Origin of the sequence: Sporosarcina sp. P16b (assembly GCF_002743065.1) — a bacterium.
Classification (GTDB): domain Bacteria; phylum Bacillota; class Bacilli; order Bacillales_A; family Planococcaceae; genus Sporosarcina.
In genome coordinates this window covers 239,607-262,448 of sequence record NZ_PDYO01000001.1, presented here as the reverse complement: position 1 = coordinate 262,448, position 22,842 = coordinate 239,607, and the positions used below count along the sequence as shown (strand labels likewise).

Genomic DNA, 22,842 nt, shown 5'->3' with positions numbered 1-22,842 from the left:
TTAGCTGAGATAGTTTATGATTATCTATATCTATATTCCACAATCATTCTGTTTCGTGTTTAGAAGTCACTATAAATGGCACAGCAAGTGTGACTGAAAATAGGGAGCGACAGGTTTCAAAAAGATTTTCACTAAGCGATACTGACCAGGTACGAGTGTCACTCCAATAGTTTCTACAGAAAAAGAATGTTGAGTTTCTTTTCCTGGCGCAAGCAATTTACCCAAATTAGTAAATTTCGGATTTTCATAGAATACGGAATCAGAATATGTCAGAGTGTACCATTTGTCATTTTTCCTTACTTCTATTTGATAGTATTCACCATACTCATAAATGGTTTGACTGTCATTCTTTAATATCGTGCGGAACAACGGCGTTCCTTCCTCGTATTGATGTTCCACCATTAGGAATGTCAGACCTTGCTCATTCGCCATTAATGTCTGTTCGAGTGAAGGTGCTGTAAGTGTTTGAATTTCATTTCCTTTCGCGCATCCTGTCAGCAGTATCAAGACAGATAGAAGTGTAAGCCATTTTATCTTTACCATAGGATCTCCTCCTATCTATAGACTACATTTATTGTTACAAAATTCATTTGACCTGCATCATATTCTTCTACTCAACGTAAAAAATCAAATAAAAAAAGCCGGTGAATACCCGGCTTTTAGAATGGTGAATCTTTACGTTGTGGCGGTTGGTGTGGTCTCTCTTTATTCGGCACTTCATTATTCTTTTTTTCCTCCATCACAATAGACGAAGATTCTGATTCTAGTATCGGCCAATCTTCATCATATGGATGAGGATGGATGGTTACAGAGACTTTTGTTTCACCAATCATCTCAACCAATAATTCTCTTTCAATGGAAATTGAGAAGTTTTGACCACATTCAGAAATACTTGCCTCTGTACAATTCGGATGCTGTAATACCGTGACAATCGTTTCTTCTTTAGCAGATGTCGGCTCATCGCGGTAATGCAATGCGATTTTATCCTTATAAGGAATCGATTCAGTAAAGACGGACGTTTTGGAATGATCATGATGTGAGTACCAAACATTGACATCAAAACTACCTGTTACTTCTACATGCGAGCCGACTTTCTTTGCTTGTTGCGTGTGATTGATCACCCAGCAACCCAATATGCTGGAAGGACGATTAGGTGGCTTCAGCAGCTCAGTTGTTTCCGATCGATGCTTCCCTTTGGCAATAACAGCTTTCGTTACAATTTGTCGTAAATTTTTCAGTTTTCTTCCTCCTTCTTTGGCTTCTATCCATCCTATGCAACAGCTGCCCAGAAATTGAAAAAAATCGGCAAGGAATTTTATCCTTAACCGATTTTTTATTTAAGAAAGTGATTTTTTTTGAGTATTCTCTACGTATGATCCTGTTTCTCCACGTAATAGATCGCCGCCAGTAGACTCGATAATCTCATCCGTCACGCTGTTTGCAATCGTATTCGAAACCAATTGAAGCAAGTTATTCACTTCATCTTGTGACTGTTTAAATTCTTGTACCAATGGAATCGCATCAATTTCACCTTGAACTTGTTCGATTTTCTTTTCAATCGCTTTTAACGCTCGTTCTTTTTCGTAGTTTTGGAAATTCACTGCTTGGGTTTGAAGTGATTTCATACTAGCTATTTTCTCACGTACTTTTTGGTTTTCATTGATTTGTGCTTCTGCACGTTTATAAAACTCTACTTCTTCCGTGTTTGCCAGCATATGTGCCAAATCGCGTGCTTTTTCTATAATTTCGTCTTTCGTAAACTTCTTCTCCATTATCCCATCACCTTTTCTTGTTGGACTACTCCAATGAATTCACCATTGAGTGACCAAGATTTTGCTTCTTTAATACGAACTTCTACAATTTCACCAATTACGGAACGCGGCGCTACAAAATTCACTAGTTTACTTTTTTCTGTATAGCCCGCTAGTACATCGGGATTTCTTTTACTTTCCCCTTCAACTAGCACTTTAACAATTTGTCCTTCGTAAGGCTTCATTGCTTCAGCAGACATATCGTTCACTAGCTTGTTAAGACGTTGCAGGCGTTCCTTCTTCACTTCCATGGGTATATTATCTTGCATCTTAGCCGCTGGCGTACCTTCGCGTGGTGAATAAATGTATGTAAACGCCATATCAAAACCAACTTCACGATACAGAGACATCGTTTCCAAAAATTGTTCTTCTGTTTCATTTGGGAAGCCTACGATAATATCCGTTGTGAGTGATAGATTGGGTATTGCGGTTCTAATTTTATCCACCAGTTCTAAATAACTTTCTCGCGTGTATTTACGAGCCATAATCTTCAGCATTTCAGATGAGCCCGATTGTACAGGCAAATGAATATGATCTACCAAGTTCCCACCCTTTGCTAGGACTTCAATCAAATGGTCGTCGAAATCGCGAGGATGACTTGTAGTAAAGCGAATTCTTGGGATATCAATTAACCGTAACTCATCCATCAGATCACCTAGACGATACGCAATATCACCGAAATCTTTTCCGTATGCATTTACATTTTGCCCTAGTAAGGTAACTTCTTTATACCCTTGTGCGGCTAATTGGCGAACTTCTTGAATGATATCTGCTGGGCGTCTGCTACGCTCTTTACCGCGCGTATATGGCACGATACAGTACGTACAGAACTTATCGCATCCATACATGATATTCACCCATGCTTTAATCTTACCGTGACGGACTTTTGGCAAATCCTCGATCACGTCGCCTTCTTTGGACCACACTTCAATGACCATCTCTTTAGACATATACGCTTCATGTAAGATATTTGGCAAGCGATGGATATTATGTGTTCCGAAAATCAAATCCACTTGATCATACGTTTTTAAGATTTTATTTACAACAGATTCTTCTTGTGACATGCAGCCACATACTCCGATTAGTAAATCTGGGTTTGTCAGTTTGAGTGGTTTATAATGCCCTAATTCTCCAAACACTTTGTTTTCCGCATTTTCACGGATTGCACATGTATTAAGTAGTATGACATCAGCTTCTTTTACATTTTCAGTAGCATCATATCCTAATGCCATGAGAATACCAGCTATTACTTCCGTATCATGTTCGTTCATTTGACAACCAAATGTTCGAATAAAGAATTTACGACCTTGTCCCATTCCTTTAAAGCGCTGATCTATTTGAAAGTTATCGTGATATTCCACTTCTTCTTTCCCGCGTTTTTTTGCGTCTTTTAGAGAAGGCCCGCTATACACAGACTCGAAATATTTGCTATAGTCTTTTTCTATAATGTCTCGTTTCGATTTGTCATTTGTTACGAGTCCAGCTTGCAAGCGCTGTTCTTCATTCATTGCAGAAGCCCCTTTCTATTACTTATCGGGAAATAAGCATACCTGATGTTATTATACTGAACTTTTGTATGATATGACAGCAAAGCGGAAAAATGTCGCTGGTTTGTCATGAAAAAAAGACCACAGATGGATTCGTGGTCTTTTGTATTCTACTTACGTTCCTTTTTTTCAACGAAAAGTTTGAGCGCTGTTCTAGCTTCTCCGTTGATTTCGATATCGGTAAAGGCAGGTGCGCAAACTAGATCGCCTCCACTTGGTGCTACGAATCCTCTTGCGATAGCAATTGCTTTTACTGCTTGATTTAATGCACCAGCACCGACCGCTTGGATCTCGGCAAAGCCTTGTTCACGGATAACTGCAACCAATGCTCCTGCTACTGAGTTCGGATTTGAGCGAGATGATACTTTCAAGGGACTCACGATATTTCCTCCTTATTTTGCAATGTCTATGGAACGTGTATATTCCATACGACATCCTATGATAGGCAAGGAGGATTTAGACACCTAGATCATTAGTTTTTGAACGGATGGTCTTCGTTAATTCGGATTCTTTCAATCTTGAGCGCTTTACCGGTTTTGTCATCCAATTCCACAAACATGCCGTTTAGCTGTGGTCTTCCACTTTTCGGTACTTCAAAGCGGGTTGGCAAGTTGGTATAGAAGCGGTACAATACGTCCTCTTTTTTCATTCCTAAAATTTCATCATACGGGCCGGTCATCCCTGCATCTGTTAAATATGCAGTACCCCCTGGCAAAATTCGTTCGTCTGCAGTTTGGACATGTGTATGTGTCCCCACAACGACAGATACTTTTCCGTCCAAGTGCCATCCCATTGCAATCTTTTCACTTGTTGCTTCTGCATGAAAGTCTACAAAAACCAATGGTGATGTTTGCAAGGCTTCTTCTACTAGTTCATCTGCTTTAGCAAATGGGTCATCATGTGGCGGTAAAAATGTGCGACCATGTAAATTAATTACGGATAGTGTAACCCCATTTTTCGTAATGGACGTCATGCCTTTACCAGGTGCTTGTTCTGAGAAGTTGGCAGGACGAATCAAGTAATCCACTTCGTCAATGAAATCATAAATTTCACGTTGATCCCATGTATGGTTTCCCATCGTAATGACATCTACTCCCGAATGCAATAAATCATGATAAATGGATTTTGTAATCCCTCTGCCTGAAGCTGCATTTTCACCATTCGCAATAATTACGTCCGCTTGATATTTTCGCTTCAAACGCGATACATAATCCATTACCATTTCTCTTCCCATAGATCCTACAATATCTCCAATAAATAGTACTTTCATTTGTAATAACCTCTTTCCAAAATGAAAACAGCTTCCAAACGAATCGGAAGCTGTTTTGTGTTAGGTATTATTTTGCATACTCTACTGCGCGGGTCTCCCGTATGACCGTCACTTTGATATGCCCTGGGTAGTTTAATTCTTCCTCGATTTGTTTTCGTATATCACGCGCTAAGCGATGTGCGGTAATATCATCAATCTGTTCAGGACGAACAATGATTCGTACTTCCCGTCCAGCCTGAATGGCAAATGATTTCTCCACACCTTCGTATGATTCCGAAATTTCTTCGAGCTTTTGCAGACGTTTAATATAGTTTTCCAATGTTTCACTGCGAGCACCTGGTCTTGCTGCAGATAATGCATCTGCCGCAGCTACAAGCACTGCAATAACAGAGGTAGCCTCTTCATCACCGTGATGGGATGCTATACTGTTAATAACAACTGGATGTTCCTTATATTTCACCGCCAACTCTTTACCGATCTGCACGTGACTGCCTTCCACTTCATGGTCAATCGCTTTACCGATATCATGTAGTAAACCAGCACGTCTAGCAAGTGTTACGTCTTCGCCAAGCTCTGCTGCCAGTAAACCTGTTAAATAGGCTACTTCAATAGAGTGTTTCAAGACGTTCTGTCCGTAACTAGTACGGAAGTGCAAACGACCAAGAATTTTAATCATATCCGGATGCAAGTTGTGGACACCTACATCAAATGTAGTTTGTTCTCCTTTTTCCCGGATTAACTCGTCCACTTCTCTTCTGGATTTGTCGACCATTTCTTCGATACGTGCAGGATGAATTCGTCCATCCTGAACCAATTTCTCCAAGGCCAATCTTGCCGTTTCTCTTCGAACTGGATCAAAACCAGACAGAATAACGGCTTCTGGCGTATCGTCAATAATCAAATCAATGCCTGTTAGCGTCTCAAGTGTACGAATATTTCGTCCTTCACGACCAATGATGCGACCTTTCATCTCATCATTCGGCAAATTGACAACGGAAACTGTAGTTTCTGCCACATGATCTGCCGCAAATCGTTGCAATGCCAGTGATAGAATTTCACGTGCTTTACGCTCAGATTCCTCTTTAGCCCGTTGCTCAGATTCTTTTGTCATAACAGCAATATCCGTAGAAAGCTCTTCTTCTACATCTTCCAAGATGATTCGCTTTGCCTCATCTTTTGTTAAAGAAGAAATTCTTTCCAATTCGGTCTTCTGTGTAGTAACGAGTTGTTCCGCTTTGCGTTCCATCTCTTCAATATGCTGTTGTCTTTCTAATAGCGCATCTTCTTTGCGCTCTAGACCTGCTTCTCTTTTATTGAGCGCATCATCCTTGCGATCAAGGTTTTCTTCACGCTGTAAGAGACGGTTTTCCTGTTTCTGTAATTCCGTCCTTCTCTCACGGACTTCTGTTTCTGCTTCAATCCGCAGTTCGTGAGTTTCATCTTTCGCTTCTAACAGTGCCTCTTTCTTTACTGACTCCGCTTCACGCTTCGCCTCTTCGACGAGTTGGTTGGCAGTATGTTTGGCACCAGTTACTTTTGAATCATTCACATTTTTCAATATAAAAAAGCTAACAACTGCACCGACGATGAGACTTAGCAAAACGGAGATGAGTATTTCAATACCCATTGAGGTCACCTCCTCCTGCTTATTCTTTTCTTTTCAGTCGGCTCGTATAATCAATTTTGCCACGGCGAATACATTCACTTTACTAGTTACCGAAGCTTCCCGGTAATGTCCCGATGATCTGTGAAAACGCCTAAGGCTTAACTTAATCCAACGGGTAGTAGAAAACCTGCTGTTTCGGGACTAATTTTCTATTGATGTCACTACTTTTTACTTAACTTTTCATTTTGCTGAATTAAGTTAAAATCAACATACCGCCAAAAACAATTGATTGGTTTGTTAAATATAGGACGTATATAATACGCCACTTTAATTGTATAGTTGTATTTTTATTGTGTCAAGGAATGATGAAGGAAAATTCATTCCTATAGATGCTTTTTGTTTTGTTTGCAAGAGTCTTTCCACTTTATATTTCACTTATTCATTCAAAAAATATTTTAGTTCCATAAAGGCAAAAAGTATGTCATTCCCAAGCTCATGATCTAAGCAGGTCGACAAGAATAATTTTTATAAAAAAACCGCCAATAAAATTGGCGGTTTTGCTAACATATACGACTTACTTCTCTTCTGAAAGTGTAAGTAAATCATCAAGCTCGTCTTCTTCATTATGGGCTGCAATCACATAGTTTGTTGCATTCAAACCGTATGATTCACGAATCTTGGACGCAATTTCATCACGCATTTTCAAGTTTTCCTTCAAGAATTGTTTTGCGTTTTCACGACCTTGACCTAAGCGCTCGCCTTCATAAGAATACCAAGCACCACTCTTTTGGACTACTTCCAATTCAGATCCCAAATCTAGAATTTCACCTTCTTTTGAAATCCCTTCACCATACATGATGTCTACTTCCGCTGTACGGAAAGGTGGAGCTACTTTGTTTTTGACGACACGAATCCTTGTTTTATTCCCCATAATATCGTTGGCTTGCTTGATCGCCTCACCTCTACGTACTTCCAGACGAACAGACGCATAGAACTTCAATGCTCGTCCACCTGGCGTTACTTCCGGATTACCAAACATGACGCCTACTTTTTCACGAATCTGGTTAATGAAGACCGCAATAGTATTTGACTTATTAATAGCACCAGAAAGTTTACGCAATGCTTGAGACATCAAACGAGCTTGCAAACCAACGTGCGCGTCACCCATCTCGCCTTCGATTTCAGCTTTTGGTACAAGTGCTGCTACCGAGTCCACTACCACGATATCTACAGCACCTGAACGAACAAGTGCCTCCGCAATTTCCAATGCTTGCTCACCTGTATCTGGCTGTGATAATAGCAACTCGTCAATATTGACACCAAGCTTTTGTGCATAGACAGGATCTAGTGCGTGTTCTGCATCAATAAATGCCGCAGTACCACCGCTTGCTTGCACTTCTGCAATTGCATGCAATGAAACGGTTGTTTTACCGGAACTTTCCGGTCCATATATTTCAATTACTCGTCCACGTGGATATCCGCCTATTCCTAGCGCCGCATCCAAAGCTAATGAACCTGATGATGATGTATCAATTTGAAGATCTGTTTTTTCTCCCATTTTCATGACAGAACCTTTACCGAATTGTTTCTCTATTTGTTTTAATGCCATATCTAATGCCGCTTTACGATTGCTCAATTACAATTCCTCCTCAAACTCTTTTTCTACTCTTATTATACCTTTTCCCAACAGAATACACAAGAATTAAACGAACGGGCATTCGATAAATTGGTTATAGAAATTGAAAAACAAGCATAAAAAGCTAGGAAGAATGGATTTTTTCTAGCTAATTCAATAGCAAAATTCAATACTTCAGTTCTTTTTTCTCTTTAATTGTCTGAATGAGATAATGTAAAGCAAATTGAACAGAACGTTTACGATTTACATTACGTGAACCTGACAGCTGAAGTCTATAGGATGTTGTCTTCATACCTTCTGCTGCAATGCCAATCCAAACTGTACCGGCTGGTTGACCATCATGTGGTTCAGGGCCTGCAGCGCCAGTCAGACTCACTCCAAATGTTGTGGTGAATCTCTCTCGAACGCTTTCAGCCATCGATTCCGCACACTCTGCACTGACAATGCCATGGTAATCAAGTAATGATTGTAGAATACCCAATTGCTCAATCTTCATCTCTTTATTATACACCACAAGGCCACCTTTAAGTGCATTGCCTATTCCCGCTTCTGAACCAAGCTCCGCCATAAACATTCCGGTTGTGAGGCTTTCTGCCGCAGAGATAGTCCAGTCATTTTGAAGCAATAATTCAGTCGTTTTGGAAGCCAGCGTATCATCATCCACACCATAGATAAACTCCCCTACAATAGAACGGATTTCCTGTTCCACAGGTGCTATCAATTTCTGCGCTTCTTCTTCTGTTTTGGCTTTTGCGGTAATACGTAGGTTAACCATACCCGGTGAAGCAAGTGGTGCAATTGTTGGATTGGTCTGCTTCTCAAGAATAGACTGGATACGGACTTCCAATTCCGACTCGCCAATTCCTTGCAACTTCAATACCTTTGAAGAAATTACATCTTGTTTGCCGTATACACCAAGTAAGTATGGAATCGCCTCTTGTTCAAACATGGGCTCCATTTCGTGAGGTGGGCCCGGTAGCAAAATATACTGCTTACCATCTTTGCCTATCGCTATACCTGGTGCCATACCATTTCGATTTGGCAATACCGTAGAACCTTTTAAAACAAGAGCTTGCTGTTTATTATTTTCAGTCATCACTTTTCCCACACGTGTAAAATAATCTTCAATCGTTTTCATCGCATCGTCATCAGATATAAGCGCACAACCCAATTCACTTGCAATAGTTTGCTTTGTTAAGTCATCCTTTGTCGGTCCAAGACCGCCACTAAAGATCAGGATGTCTGCACGTTGCTGAGCTAACTGAATTGCTTGTGACAAGCGTTTAGGATTATCCCCTACAACCGTGTGGCAATACACATCTATTCCAGCTTCAGCTAATTTAGCCGATATGAACCTAGCGTTGGTATTCGTGATTTGTCCCAGAAGAAGTTCAGATCCTACCGCAATAATTTCTGCTTTCATGAATACACTCCACTCCTCACATTGACTCCACTAAAATTTTGCGATTTTTAACAAAGTAATCGACACCTGACCATACTGTAAATACTAATGCGATGTACAACATGATGGTTCCGAACGGAATACCAATCGCTTCGAAGAAAATATTATGCAATAAAAGAAATGATATCGCTAGTAGTTGCGTAACTGTTTTAATTTTACCTAACTGGTTTGCTGCTACTACTTCCCCACCACCCGCTAAAATCAAACGTAATCCTGTAACCGCAAATTCTCTACTAATGATAACGATGACGATCCATGCAGGAGCCGCCCCCATCTCCACTAATAAAATAAAAGCGGCCGAGACGAGTAGCTTATCTGCTAACGGATCCAAAAACTTTCCCATATTTGTTACTAAGTTGTTTTTCCTTGCTAAGTATCCATCTAGCCAGTCAGTTGTAGAAGCTATGATGAAGATAATCGCGCCCACCAAATGTTCAACAGGCATTTCTACTCCACCTAGCCGAATCATTCCCCATCCAAAATCCACTGTAAGAAACAGGATGAAGACAGGGATCATAAATACTCTAGAGAGTGTAATTTTATTTGGTAAATTCATTACTTGTCCGCCTTTCTAACGGTAAAATCTATTTATAAAGAATAAAATAGCCACCTTTTTAGATGACTATTTTATTATGGTTTTTTTAACACAATGTTTTGTGGTACAAGGTCTGTTGGGTAATCTACACGTTGTCCATTAACAGTCAGTTCCGCGTTTTCGTAATTACCAACTCGGATTCTCAAACTTTCTGCATCGTTCGCTTGTATTTCGATTGTTTCGCCTTCTTGTACTACTCGGGCACCACTTGGTTTCGGCATTCGTTCGTTGCCATCTTGATCCGTTACTGAAATCCAAGATCTCCCCGTAGTCTTGATAACGACTGTGATATTTTCGGAGTCTGATAATTTGAATGTAGACGTTTCACCTATAGTAGAAGCGTGTTCAAATGGTTGCTTAGATTGCCCAATTTCACCTGAATCCCCTTGTGGATCAGCTATTACCGAAGAACCGGGCTCTGTTGATTCATGACCTATCTCCGGATCTGTTGCCTTGTCTCTTAGTAAAGTATAAACAATTACAAAAATCATAATAATTAATAGTGCTACAAGTATTTTTGGCATTGCTTCTTTTAATTGGAGACTCTGCTTTGAAACCGCACTACGTTGCATAGTCGCCGGCACAACTTTTTCCTGTTTTTCTTGCACTGCTGGTTCATACTCATCCTGATAAAGACTCAGAATTTCATCCGCATCCAAGTCAACCGCTTCCGCATACTCTTTAATAAAAACACGTACGTAAAAAGCACCCGGAATAATTTGAAAATCCTCATTTTCAATTGCTGACAGATAACGTTGTTGGATTTTCGTACTGTCTTGCAGATCTTCTAGAGTCAATCCTTTTAAAATCCTCGCTTCTTTTAAACGAGCACCTATTCCGATCAAATTCAACACCCACCTAACTCATTTCAATCAATTAAACATATTAAAGCCACCCATAGGGTTACGGTTGGATAGCGGATCATTTTTCTCTAAAATCTCATAAGTGATTTCTTGGTCTACTGTTGTCCGCAACTCTATGATAATATCAAAATCTTCAATTGTATATTCGGATTGTTTCACAAACATATCCGGATGCTCAACCACTTTAATTGTCGGCAAGCCCATAATTTCACGCACTAATTGCATATGACGTTCGTCGGAAGTTTTTCGTGTCACGATCCCATCAAGTATGAAGATGTTATCGTCCGAGAATTCATCCCCCATCATACTCGTCCTAATTGTTTGTTTAATCATCGTAGAAGATAAAAAGACCCATTTTTTATTGGCACAAACACTCGCCGCTACTACGGATTCTGTTTTTCCTACGCGCGGCATTCCACGGACACCGATTAGTTTATGACCATCTTGTTTGAAGATCTCTGCTAAAAAGTCCACTAAGATTCCAAGCTCACTTCTTATAAATTGATACGTTCTTCGGTCATCGGTACCGCGCTGAATATAATGTCCATGCCGAACAGCCAATACATCACGCAATTTAGGTTCTCTGATCTTATGGATGACAATCGCATCCATAGTAGAAGCGATCAACTCAAAACGTTTAATCTGCTGGTCATGATCGGTGTGAACGAGCATACCACGGTATCTGCCATCTACCCCATTAATCGTCACAATATCTACACGCAACATACCAAGTAAGGAAGCAATATCTCCTAGTAATCCAGGCCGATTGACTTGCAACTCATATTCGACATACCATTGTCCCATTCAACACACTCCTTCATAAAACTACTTTTTCCAGAATGCACAAGTATGCACTTAGTTCTATAATAGCGGATAGCCAAAGTGAATAAAAGAAAAAAAGAAAAGGACAACAGGCATTGTCCTTCTCCAAAGGCTTTACATATACCAACCACCATTGATTTGAATTATTTCACCTGTCATATAATCTGCTTTCCCACTCAACATAAATTCGACCATATTCGCTATTTCCTGCGGTGTCCCCACTGACAAAAGCGGAATCTGTTCAAGCACCATCTGACGTTCCTCCGCAGAAAACTCTTGATTCATGCGGGTGTCGATCCAACCTGGGGCAATTGCATTTACCCGTATGCCAGAAAAGGCGGATTCCTTTGCATATGCTTTGACAAAGGCATGCTGGGCACCTTTAACTGCAGAATACATTACTTCGCCTGCTGAACCTGTACTACCCCATATCGATCCGATAAATACAATATAGGAGACATCTTGCTTGCGCAGTTTTTCAGATAACAGTGCGATTAAACGAGCTGGATTCTGCACATGGACTTGCCATAATTCCGACATTTCCTTTTCGCTTGTCTCCGATAACAGTTTGACAACTGCCTGACCGTTGGCTACAACAATTGCTTGAACGCTTTGAATGCTACCCGCCAATTTCTCTGCCGCTAATTCTACTCTAAAATCAGCTTGCACACTACGGAATTGCTGGTTGGGATAATTCTCTTCTAACTCATAACGCAATAGATTGAGCTGGTTTTTATTTGCATTATAGTGCATATACAAAGACCAGCCCGCTTTTGCTAGTTGTTTGCAGATCACTTCCCCAATTCCTCCGGAAGCCCCTAAAACGAGTGCGAAACGCGTCATACTCATTGCGTCTTCGGTGGCATGACTTTAAAGATTGTATAGCTATTGTCATCGGAAAACATTGCAAATGCTTCTTTTAGTTTATCCATCGATAACTTCTCTAAAGTCGGTACGACATCGAATAAATTCATTTCGTTAAATTCATATCGCGTGTATTGATTGGCGATAAATTCAATGGAATTCAATGAACGCATAAATTGACCAATTTTTTTCCTACGCATTCTATTCAAATCTTCTTCAAGCACCGGCCAATTTGATTTTGCGTCTTTAATCGTATGACGAATCAGTTTTTCTAAGCGCTCCGGCTCATCTGTATCGGAACCGACCATCGCAAAACCGTAGCCTTCTTCCATGGTAAATTCATATGAGAACGATTCATCAACTAAGCCTTCCGCATTTGCTTTTTCATAAAATGCAGACGTGCGACCGAATAGACTATCTAATACGAGGTTTGCTGACAATTCCGCTTCAAGCATCTCTTGCCCCTGTAAATCTACCTTGTTACATTTCATACCGATATTCAATTTCGGTTTTGAAACGTCCATCGTCAATGTACGTTCAGATACATCAACCTCTGTTGACTCGGTCGGAAATTGGCGTTCAATCGCCTCTGGTTTATCGAATGATTTCTTTGCTTGATCCTCTTTGATAAATTCCATCATTTCCTCCGGCTTTACTGCTCCGACGATAAACAGTAACATGTTGGACGGATGGTAGAACGTCTCATAACATGTATATAAATGTTCCGCTGTGATGTCCTGAATCGACTCAACAGTTCCCGCAATGTCAATCTTCACTGGGTGGTTTTCATAGAGATTTTCAATTGTGCCGAAATATAGGCGCCAGTCAGGCTGGTCGTCATACATGGTAATTTCCTGGGCAATGATGCCTTTCTCTTTATCAACAGTTTGCTTGGTGAAATATGGTTGTTGAACAAAATCGAGTAATATTTTGGTGTTTTCTTTTAGTTTATTGGTTGCAGAAAAAAGATATGCCGTTCTTCCAAATGTTGTATAAGCATTGGCAGAAGCACCATTTAAACTAAACTTCTGAAAAACATCTCCATCTTCTTTCTCAAACATTTTATGCTCTAGAAAATGGGCAATCCCATCAGGTACTGTAATAAGTTCATCTTTGCCATGTGGTTTGAACGTACGATCAATAGACCCGTATTTCGTCGTAAACGTTACAAATGTTTTAGAAAATCCACGTTTCGGTAATATAACCACTTTCAACCCATTATCAAGTGTTTCAGTATAAATCTTCTCTTGTAGTTGATCAAAATTTACTTCTTTCATTCGGAAACATCCTCCTTACCTGACAGCAAATACACAATTTCCAATTGAATGGTCTTTGCCATCTCCTTTACGTCTTCCAATGTGACCGATTCCCACTTTTCGATTAATCGTTCAGCCGAGAAGTTCTCGTCTAATTCTTTATATTGATCAAAAATTTCAATCTGACTGCGGGCCGAATCGTTTGCACTCAAGATACTGTTTTCTAGAAGTGCGACTGTCTGACTTAACTCGACTTCTGTACTTTCACCATTTTGTAATGCCGTAAGTTGCTCAAGAATTAGCTTGACAGCTTTTTCTTCCAAGTCCGCATCAATACCTGCTGTGACGTAGACGATACCGTAATGCGAAGCAAATGCACTATTCGCATAGTATGCCATACTTTCCTTTTCTCGCACATTCATGAATAGTTTACTGTGGGCAAAGCCTCCGAAAACCCCATTGGTTACTTGCATCTTATGGTAATCCGGATGATGGAAAGATACCGGTGTATGGAAACCAAGATGAAGTTTACCTTGTTTCATGTCTTGTTTTTCTCTCACTGTATTCACGGAATCTGACACTTTCACATCCGGTAATTCATTTTGTTTCACTGCATCTCTAGCCGCAAACGGTAGGAACTGCTTAATTTGCTTAATGATATCATTTTCATCTATATCGCCTACTACATAAATATCAATCAAATCATTATTCATCATATCTTCGTATGTAGCATAAAGACTTTCATTAGTAATTTCCGACACCGCAGTTTCTGTACCATAAGCCGAAATGGATGCTGGGTGATCTGGTCTCATGATTTCAAGCATACGTTTCTGTGCAAAACGTGTTTTGTCGTCATAAATAGAACGAATCCGATCACGGACATTACGTTTTTCCCTTTCTGTAACGTCAGGATCAAATGCTTTATTCGATACATTCGGATCAAACACTACAGAACGAATCAATTGCCATAACTGTTTAAAGATATCTTCCCCTGCAAAAAATTCATCATTTACACATTCCGTATAAAGTGAAACCATGTGTTGAGAACTTCTTTTGGAGACGTCCGTAAATAATACCGTACCGTATAACTCGTCAAGCGCCTTGCGCATGGAACCTACTGTTGGATACTGCTTCGTTGAATCCTCCATTACATTCGCCAACACCGCACGTTCAGAGGCTTTCTTTTGATCCAGTGGTGCTTTCCACTTAATTGTCACATTAACTGTTTTAAACTGTTCCGTTTTACGTATATACAAATGTACACCATTTTGTAATTTTGTTTTATTGAACATACAAACACCTCGTTTACCTTATTATATGTATTCCTAGTCTCACTATACATTTTAGCCTGTCATTTGGAAAATGATACAACTTTCGCGCACTGAAGATCGTGTTTAGCTAAGACTGAAACGGAAGTTGAAAGAAATTCCGAGTAATATTGCTACAACCTTAGAAAAGCTACCTGAAGAATTCGTATCTCCAGATAGCTTTTCTGACATTTATCTATTTCCTTTAACGTAAGGTTTACCAAGTGCTTTTGGTGCTTTCGCTTTTCCAAGGAATCCAGCAAGAGCTAGGATAGTTAAAACGTAAGGGAATATATGGAAGTATACTGATGGGATATCTGCTAGTAACTTAATACTGGAAGAACTGATTGCTAGCGCCTGCGCGAATCCGAAGAATAGCGCAGCACCTAAAGCTCCCAGTGGATGCCATTTCCCAAAGATCATTGCTGCTAAAGCCATAAATCCTTGTCCATTAATTGTTGCATGCCCGAAATCATTCGTGATGGTCTGTGAATAAACTGCCCCACCAATTCCAGCTAGGCCGCCAGAAATTAGTACTGCAATATAGCGGATTTTTGTTACTTTGATGCCCATTGTGTCTGCCGCCATCGGATGTTCTCCTACTGAGCGAAGACGCAAACCAAATGGTGTCTTATAAATAACAAACCATGCGATAAACGCTACGACGATCGCCATAATTGAAGAGCCATAAACTAACTTAAAGAACATGGGGCCAATGATTGGAATATCTTCCAAAAACGGCACGTTGAATCTCGGGATTTTTTGTTGAATAAAATCTGTTTGACCTTTGCCGAAAATCATTTTTACCGAAAATAATGCGATAGCCAGACCTAACATGTTAATTGCAACACCTGACACTACTTGATCCGCCCGGAACGAGATAGACGCTACAGCGTGAAGTGTTGCAAATAGGGCTGAAACGAGCATTGCCACAAGTAACGCAATCCAAGGTGTCCAGGCGCCAAAGGTATCCGCAAAAAACAAGTTGAATAAGATACCAATGAATGCCCCCATAATCATAAGGCCTTCCAATCCGATATTGATGACTCCGGATCGTTCAGAGAATACACCGCCAATTGCTGTAAAAATAAGAGGAGCTGCAGAAGCAATTGTTATAGGTATGATAAAATATAATACATCTAACATGTTACTTCTCCTCCTTCTTATTACGCAAACGTATGAGTCCTACACGGATGATGTATCCACAGGCAACAAAGAAAATAACCAATGCTATAATAATTGAAACAATTTCTACTGGAATTCCTGCTTCGTTCGGCATATTATTCGCACCATATTTCAATGAGCCGAATAATGTGGCTCCGAAGATGACACCAAGTGGCGTATTCGCACCAAGCAAGGCCACGGCGATTCCATCAAAACCAATTCCTGTAAAGCCACCCATGGAGGACATATTACCAAACGTACCAAGCGCCTCCATTGCACCTCCAAGTCCAGCAAAAGCACCCGAAATGACCATTGCGAGAACAATATTCTTGTTTGCGCTCATACCCGCATAGCGAGCAGCATTATCGTTATATCCAACAGACTTCAACTCAAATCCAGTCTTTGTTTTCTCTAAAATGAACCACATGACAACAACCATAGCCAATGCTACGAATATTCCGTAGTGCAATGTAGAATAGTCCGTTAGATTAGATAAGAACTCTGACCGAAGCGAAGCCGATTGATGGATACGCTCCAATTTGAATCCACCACCGGAGAGTGTTTTAATTAATGCGTTCACCACGTGTAAGGCAATATAGTTCATCATGATGGTGACAATAACCTCATGCACTTTCAATGTCGCCTTTAAAATACCCGGCACAAGCCCCCACAGCGCCCCAGCGGCAGCTGCTGCTATCAGTGCGAAAGGTAAATGAATAATTTTTGGCAGATCGAATGCCATCCCTACATAAGCTGCAGCAAACCAGCCAACGATCAATTGTCCTTCAACACCAATATTGAAAAGTCCAGTTCTGAATGCAAATGCCACTGCAAGTCCGGCAAGTATGTATGGACTAATTTGACGAATGGTTTCACCAATTGCATAAGAATCACCAAAAATACCATTCCATAATGCTATATAGCCTGTGATCGGATTATAGTCACTGATCAACATCACAACAGCGCCTACTAAAAGTCCTAGAAGGATCGAAATCATTGGGACGAGTATATTGATCATTCTATTCGACATGATGTTCATCACCATCTTTCTCAGCGGCTAGCACCTTTTTCTCAGCAACATCTTTTGAATGACCCGCCATCATTAATCCTAGGGCTTGTTCCGTTGTCTCTTGAGGTGTTACGGTACCTACAATAGTCCCATCATAAATAACAGCGATTTTATCAGAAACGTTCATGACTTCATCTAACTCAAACGTAATGAGTAAAACTGCTTTTCCCTTATCACGTTGTTCAATCAAACGGCGATGAATAAACTCGATTGCTCCCACATCCAAACCACGTGTAGGTAATGCGGCAATTAGTAAATCCGGATTTCTCATAATTTCCCGTCCGATGATGAGCTTTTGCTGATTTCCTCCGGATAACGCCCTCGCTAATTCGTGTGCTCCTTGGGTTCTGACATCGTACTCTTTGATCAGTTCTCCTGCTCTCTCATTGATCTCTTTATAATTCATGATTCCGCCTTTAGATAATGGTTCATGATAATACGATTGCAACGCGCTATTATACGCCACCGAAAAGTCTAATATAAGTCCATGCTTGTGGCGGTCTTGAGGAATATGTCCAATACCGGTTTCGGTGATTTTTCGCGGCTTTTTATTTGTGATATCTTCATCATTGATAAAAATCTTACCGCTCTTTACTTTAGTTAAGCCCGTGATTGCTTCGATTAATTCCGATTGACCGTTACCATCAATGCCAGCAATCCCAACAATTTCACCGCGCCGTACTGAAAGGTTAAGGCCTTTTAATTTAGCAACACCACGATAGTCATTCACTTGAAGATTTTCTATCTTCAATACTTCTTCAGTCGGTTGGGATGGGCCTTTTTCTGTTTTAAATGTGACTTGACGTCCTACCATCAACGTCGCCAACTCTTCGGGATTCGTTTCCGATGTAATAACAGTACCAATTCCTTTACCTTTGCGGATGACAGTAACTTTGTCTGTGACGTTCATGATTTCCGCCAGTTTATGGGTGATCAAGATGATGGATTTTCCTTCTGCAACGAGCTTTTTCATGATATTCAATAATTCATCAATTTCCTGAGGCGTTAGTGATGCAGTAGGTTCATCAAATATTAGAATATCTGCTCCACGATAAAGTGTCTTAAGAATTTCGACACGTTGTTGCATACCAACTGAAATATCCTCGATTTTGGCGTAAGGATCCACATCGAGACCATACATCCTAGAAATTTCTGCAACTTTTTTTGCAGAATCCTTAATGTTAATAACACCAGATTTAGTTGGCTCACTACCTAAAATAATGTTTTCGGTTACAGTTAAATTCTCCACCAACATAAAGTGTTGATGCACCATCCCGATTCCGAGATCGTTCGCCACGTTCGGATCAGTGATTGCTACATTTTCGCCACGGACACGGATTTCTCCACCATCCGGTTGATACAAACCAAATAACACATTCATTAAGGTAGATTTCCCCGCACCGTTTTCACCCAGCAATGCGTGAATTTCGCCTTTCTCCAGTTGTAATGTAATATGATCATTTGCATAGAAATTTCCAAACCTTTTTGAAACTTCTAGCATCTCAATTACATAATTCATCCCCATCACTTCCTTGCCTATAATTGAATTCAATAGAATTAAATAGCACAACTCTTATCTTCAATAATACGTGATAAAGCCCCTATATGAAAAGTTGAAAGCTTTGCCATTTTTTATAAGTAGCCTGCCAATATTTTTTATTATTAATCTTAAAAATTAATAAAATAAAAGTTCCAGAACAAATATCAAGGAACCTTTATTTTATTAACTTAATGAAATGAAGGCCGGATATAAAACCGGCCTTCAGTTATTTAATGACCTTATTTCTTCTTTTCTACAAACTCTGGTACTTCAATTTCACCATTTGCAATCTTTTGTGCATGTTCATCAATTTGATCCAAAACGTCCTGTGGAATAGCGCCACGTGAATCAGCAAGACCTAAACCATTATCTGAAAGGCCGTAGACTTTTGTTTCACCACCAGGGAAGTTACCAGCCATCGATAAATCAGCAATGTCTTTAACTGCTACGTCTACACGCTTCAACATAGATGTAAGTGTAACGTTGGCATCTCCCACTTTTCCTTCTTCATACTGGTCAGAGTCAACACCGATTACCCAAACGTATGCATCTTTATCTGCTTGCTTACGTTCTTTCGCTTCTGAGAATACACCGTTACCTGTTCCGCCTGCAGCGTGGAAAATAATGTCTACGCCTGAAGAATACATACGGCCCGCCTCAGCTTTACCAAGTTCTGCTTTATCAAATGCACCTACATATTTTGAATCTACTTTGATTTCAGGCTTAACTGATTTGACACCTTCAAGGAATCCAGCTTCAAAACGCTCGATTACAGGATTGTCCATGCCACCAATGAAACCAATCTTATTTGATTTTGTCATTAATCCAGCTGCGACACCAGCTAAGTATCCGCCTTCTTGTTCTTTAAAGAGGATGCTAGCTACGTTTGGAGCATCTACTTCACCATCAATAATTGAGAACTGAGTATCTTTTTGTTGCGCTGCAATATCTTCAATTGCATCTTCCATCAAGAAACCTACTCCGTAAATTAGGTTAAAGTCACGACGAGCCAAGTTGTTAAGGTTTGTTGTATAATCTTCTGGGCCAGTTGACTGAAGGTAATCGTAGCCGCCAGTCCCCTTTTCCCATCCTTGTTCTTCTCCAAACTCTTTAACGCCTTTCCATGCAGATTGGTTGAATGATTTATCATCAATTCCTCCAACATCAGTTACCATAGCAATTGAAAATTCGCTTTTCTCACCGCTGTCCCCTGTTGCCGGCTTTTCACCCGCATTGTTTTTGCCTTTATCGTCAGAGCCACATGCTGCTAACATTGTACCTGCGGCTAACACTAAAGACATCGCTAGACCAAATTTTCTTTTTTTCATCAATAATGACCTCCCTTGGCTTATTTTGGTATTATGTTAGGACGTTGTACGTCTTATACCCCTATCGACATTACTTTTTACTTAAAAACTGAATATGAAAAGAATCGTGTTAGTAAAATATTCGCGAACTTTTTACCCGACCCGTAGATGATGTTCATGATAACAGTGATGAAGTTACATTACATGGTAGCGCTTTCGGTTCTACTAAATATCGGATGACGGACTCTATTTCAATAGCCTGCAATGATAATTTCCTTCTGCCTTCACTATAACATTTACTTAGGTAGAAGGAAATATCTAGCCGAAATCACGAATAACTTCGACTTATCAAAATAAGGACGAAAGAAGACTTACATTTCCAGCTCAGATTTATTGAGTAGTACATGTCTTGGCTTACTGCCTTCAGGCGGCCCAACCACACCCCGCGCTTCCATTTGATCCACTATACGTGCAGCTCTAGCATAACCGACTCGGAAACGACGCTGGATCATCGATACGGACGCAGTTTGCATCTCCACTACCATTTGTACGGCTTCATCATATAACTCATCGGTTTCTTCATGCGGTGCTAATACTTCAACCTCCGTCGGAATCATCTCTTCTTGATACTGAGCTTTTTGCTGTTCGATAACAAAATCTACTACAGCTTCGACCTCTTCATCCGAGACAAATGCGCCTTGAATACGCGTAGGTTTTGAAGCGCCCGCAGGCAGGAATAACATATCTCCCCGTCCCAATAACTTCTCGGCACCGCCACCGTCCAAAATAGTTCGAGAATCGATGGCTGAAGAGACAGCAAATGCAATTCGTGACGGAATGTTTGCCTTAATGATTCCTGTAATGACATCAACACTTGGTCGTTGAGTAGCGATAATTAAGTGAATCCCGGCGGCCCTCGCCATCTGTGCGAGACGTGTGATGGAATCTTCTACGTCACTTGATGCCACCATCATTAAGTCTGCCAGTTCATCGACGATAACAACAATATATGGCATGCGTGGATGTTTCTCATCATGTTCTTCATTCCACTGTTCAATATGGTTATTATACCCTTCAATGTTCCGTGTGCCGGTATGGGAGAATAACTCATATCTGCGCTCCATCTCCGATACAACACGTTGCAACGCTTGCGCCGCTTTTCTCGGATCCGTAACGACAGGCGCCAACAAATGTGGAATACCATTAAATACGTTCAACTCTACCATTTTCGGATCGATCATCATCATTTTCACTTCATGTGGTTTCGCCCGCATGATAATACTCATAATGATGCCGTTGACACAAACACTTTTACCACTGCCCGTGGCACCCGCAATTAATACGTGGGGCATTTTATTGAGTTCTGTCATCATGGCTTGTCCTGTCACATCACGGCCTAAACCTACTAGCAACTTGGATTCATGAGAATTATTTTCTTTAGATTCCAACACTTCACGTAAACTTACCATCGCCACTGCATTGTTCGGTACTTCGATTCCAACTGCTGACTTACCAGGGATTGGTGCTTCAATACGAATACCACTAGCTGCCAATGCCAATGCAATATCATCCGCCAAACTAACAATGCGACTTACTTTTACACCTGTATCAGGTAGGATTTCATATTTAGTGACTGCTGGTCCTAAGTGGACTTGTGTCACTCGTGCTTTGACGCCAAAGCTTAGGAACGTTTTCTCTAGTTTCTTGGCGTTTGCCTGAATTAAATTATATTCTCCAGACTGATCACTTGCTACAGGTGGTTCCAATAGATTGGTGGATGGCAAAATATACGATTCGTTTTCTTGTTCTCCGCCCATTACTGGATAATCAACCGCAGGATCTTTAGGATCAAGGGTTGTGTCTACTTTATCTATCAATTCCCTTTCTTGTACAACTTCTGGTTGTACAGCCTGTTCGATTTTTGCCGTGAAGCTAGAGATAATTGGTTCACTGACCGGTTCTGGATGTTCTTGTACTGATTCCATTTCAGCAGTGTTTACTAGTTTTGGCTTACTCTTTCTATTACTGCGCGCACTTTCTTTACGTTTTTCTTCAGGTGACTTGACAGGTTTCTTTTCTCTCGCCATCCATTTGTTCTTGATACTATTCATCAAGATAGGTGTTTGTTCGACCAAGATGGGAATCAAAGCCTTTCCCGTCAACAAGATCATGCCAATGAGCAGTAACAGTACACCAGCCACTGTAGCGCCTGATGAATCAACCAGTGAATAAAACATTGCGAATAGTACAGCGCCTATCATACCGCCACCTAGCGTCCCCGTTTGGTCATGTATACCATCATTGGTGATGAGAACTTTCCATGTTTCCTTCAGTGCGGAATTTGACATCAGAACCTTGCTTTCATACAATGTCTGAAATAAATGAACATGACTGAACAACAGCATACTACCTAAAATGAATAAACAACCGATGACGATTCGGTGCTTATATCCGCCGATTTGTCTCTTGACCATGAAAATCAATGCTTGCACAATAATCAAAAATGGCAATGCAACATACCAATTACCAAATAAGAATCTAGAGAAAGCCGATAACCCTCGACCGATTACGCCGTATTCAAAGATCATGATAATTGCGATACCGATTAAAATGACACCTAAAATTTCAAACCAGAGCGGTTGCATTTGACTTTGCTGTTTTTTCTGTTGTCTTTTCTTCGCTGGTGCTCTCTTTTTAGCACGTTTCTTCGCCATTTGCTAACC

At 40.5% G+C, this 22,842-nt stretch carries 20 protein-coding genes; all 20 read right to left on the bottom strand.

The window, feature by feature from the left end:
* Window positions 1-69: 69 nt before the first annotated feature.
* Window positions 70-543, bottom strand: coding sequence for an immunoglobulin-like domain-containing protein (locus CSV77_RS01305; RefSeq protein WP_099671999.1), 474 nt, complete (start codon window positions 541-543; stop codon window positions 70-72).
* 116 nt (window positions 544-659) lie between these two features.
* Window positions 660-1,220, bottom strand: a complete 561-nt coding sequence (gene cotE, locus CSV77_RS01300) for an outer spore coat protein CotE (protein WP_255397300.1) — start codon at window positions 1,218-1,220, stop codon at window positions 660-662.
* 117 nt (window positions 1,221-1,337) lie between these two features.
* Window positions 1,338-1,772, bottom strand: coding sequence for a YlbF/YmcA family competence regulator (locus CSV77_RS01295; RefSeq protein WP_029053137.1), 435 nt, complete (start codon window positions 1,770-1,772; stop codon window positions 1,338-1,340).
* The gene (miaB, locus tag CSV77_RS01290) at window positions 1,772-3,319 is read right to left on the bottom strand and encodes a tRNA (N6-isopentenyl adenosine(37)-C2)-methylthiotransferase MiaB (RefSeq protein ID WP_099671998.1); all 1,548 of its coding nucleotides are present in this window, start codon (window positions 3,317-3,319) and stop codon (window positions 1,772-1,774) included. Before miaB ends, CSV77_RS01295 begins: the two co-directional genes overlap by 1 nt.
* A gap of 149 nt (window positions 3,320-3,468) precedes the next feature.
* Window positions 3,469-3,738 carry a stage V sporulation protein S gene (locus tag CSV77_RS01285; RefSeq protein WP_099630978.1) on the bottom strand — a complete coding sequence of 90 codons (270 nt, stop codon included), beginning with the start codon at window positions 3,736-3,738 and terminating at the stop codon, window positions 3,469-3,471.
* 92 nt (window positions 3,739-3,830) lie between these two features.
* Window positions 3,831-4,628 (bottom strand): TIGR00282 family metallophosphoesterase, encoded by a 798-nt coding sequence (locus tag CSV77_RS01280; RefSeq protein WP_099630977.1) that lies wholly within the window; start codon window positions 4,626-4,628, stop codon window positions 3,831-3,833.
* A gap of 67 nt (window positions 4,629-4,695) precedes the next feature.
* Window positions 4,696-6,255: a ribonuclease Y gene (gene rny / locus CSV77_RS01275; protein ID WP_099630976.1), complete on the bottom strand. Its 1,560-nt coding sequence runs from the start codon at window positions 6,253-6,255 to the stop codon at window positions 4,696-4,698.
* A 553-nt stretch (window positions 6,256-6,808) separates the two neighbouring features.
* On the bottom strand, window positions 6,809-7,870 hold the full coding sequence (gene recA / locus CSV77_RS01270; protein WP_099671997.1) for a recombinase RecA: 1,062 nt from the start codon (window positions 7,868-7,870) through the stop codon (window positions 6,809-6,811).
* Between the two features lie 166 nt (window positions 7,871-8,036).
* On the bottom strand, window positions 8,037-9,293 hold the full coding sequence (locus tag CSV77_RS01265; RefSeq protein ID WP_099671996.1) for a competence/damage-inducible protein A: 1,257 nt from the start codon (window positions 9,291-9,293) through the stop codon (window positions 8,037-8,039).
* Between the two features lie 16 nt (window positions 9,294-9,309).
* Window positions 9,310-9,888 carry a CDP-diacylglycerol--glycerol-3-phosphate 3-phosphatidyltransferase gene (gene pgsA, locus CSV77_RS01260; RefSeq protein WP_099671995.1) on the bottom strand — a complete coding sequence of 193 codons (579 nt, stop codon included), beginning with the start codon at window positions 9,886-9,888 and terminating at the stop codon, window positions 9,310-9,312.
* Between the two features lie 74 nt (window positions 9,889-9,962).
* The gene (locus CSV77_RS01255; protein ID WP_158231997.1) at window positions 9,963-10,772 is read right to left on the bottom strand and encodes a helix-turn-helix domain-containing protein; all 810 of its coding nucleotides are present in this window, start codon (window positions 10,770-10,772) and stop codon (window positions 9,963-9,965) included.
* A 27-nt stretch (window positions 10,773-10,799) separates the two neighbouring features.
* A complete protein-coding gene (locus CSV77_RS01250; RefSeq protein ID WP_099630972.1) occupies window positions 10,800-11,594 on the bottom strand; it encodes a DUF3388 domain-containing protein in 795 nt (264 codons plus the stop codon).
* A 132-nt stretch (window positions 11,595-11,726) separates the two neighbouring features.
* Window positions 11,727-12,455, bottom strand: coding sequence for an elongation factor P 5-aminopentanone reductase (gene ymfI / locus CSV77_RS01245; protein ID WP_099671993.1), 729 nt, complete (start codon window positions 12,453-12,455; stop codon window positions 11,727-11,729).
* A 2-nt stretch (window positions 12,456-12,457) separates the two neighbouring features.
* Window positions 12,458-13,753: an EF-P 5-aminopentanol modification-associated protein YfmH gene (gene yfmH / locus CSV77_RS01240; protein WP_099630970.1), complete on the bottom strand. Its 1,296-nt coding sequence runs from the start codon at window positions 13,751-13,753 to the stop codon at window positions 12,458-12,460.
* Window positions 13,750-15,024, bottom strand: a complete 1,275-nt coding sequence (gene yfmF, locus CSV77_RS01235) for an EF-P 5-aminopentanol modification-associated protein YfmF (protein ID WP_099630969.1) — start codon at window positions 15,022-15,024, stop codon at window positions 13,750-13,752. The genes yfmH and yfmF overlap by 4 nt, the downstream gene beginning before the upstream one ends.
* Before the next feature lie 207 nt (window positions 15,025-15,231).
* The gene (locus CSV77_RS01230; RefSeq protein WP_099630968.1) at window positions 15,232-16,185 is read right to left on the bottom strand and encodes an ABC transporter permease; all 954 of its coding nucleotides are present in this window, start codon (window positions 16,183-16,185) and stop codon (window positions 15,232-15,234) included.
* 1 nt (window position 16,186) lies between these two features.
* Window positions 16,187-17,233, bottom strand: coding sequence for an ABC transporter permease (locus CSV77_RS01225; RefSeq protein ID WP_099671992.1), 1,047 nt, complete (start codon window positions 17,231-17,233; stop codon window positions 16,187-16,189).
* Window positions 17,223-18,791 carry an ABC transporter ATP-binding protein gene (locus CSV77_RS01220; RefSeq protein WP_099671991.1) on the bottom strand — a complete coding sequence of 523 codons (1,569 nt, stop codon included), beginning with the start codon at window positions 18,789-18,791 and terminating at the stop codon, window positions 17,223-17,225. The genes CSV77_RS01225 and CSV77_RS01220 overlap by 11 nt, the downstream gene beginning before the upstream one ends.
* Window positions 18,792-19,051: 260 nt before the next feature.
* A complete protein-coding gene (locus CSV77_RS01215; protein WP_099671990.1) occupies window positions 19,052-20,140 on the bottom strand; it encodes a BMP family lipoprotein in 1,089 nt (362 codons plus the stop codon).
* 350 nt (window positions 20,141-20,490) lie between these two features.
* Window positions 20,491-22,833, bottom strand: coding sequence for a DNA translocase FtsK (locus CSV77_RS01210; protein WP_099671989.1), 2,343 nt, complete (start codon window positions 22,831-22,833; stop codon window positions 20,491-20,493).
* Window positions 22,834-22,842: the final 9 nt, after the last annotated feature.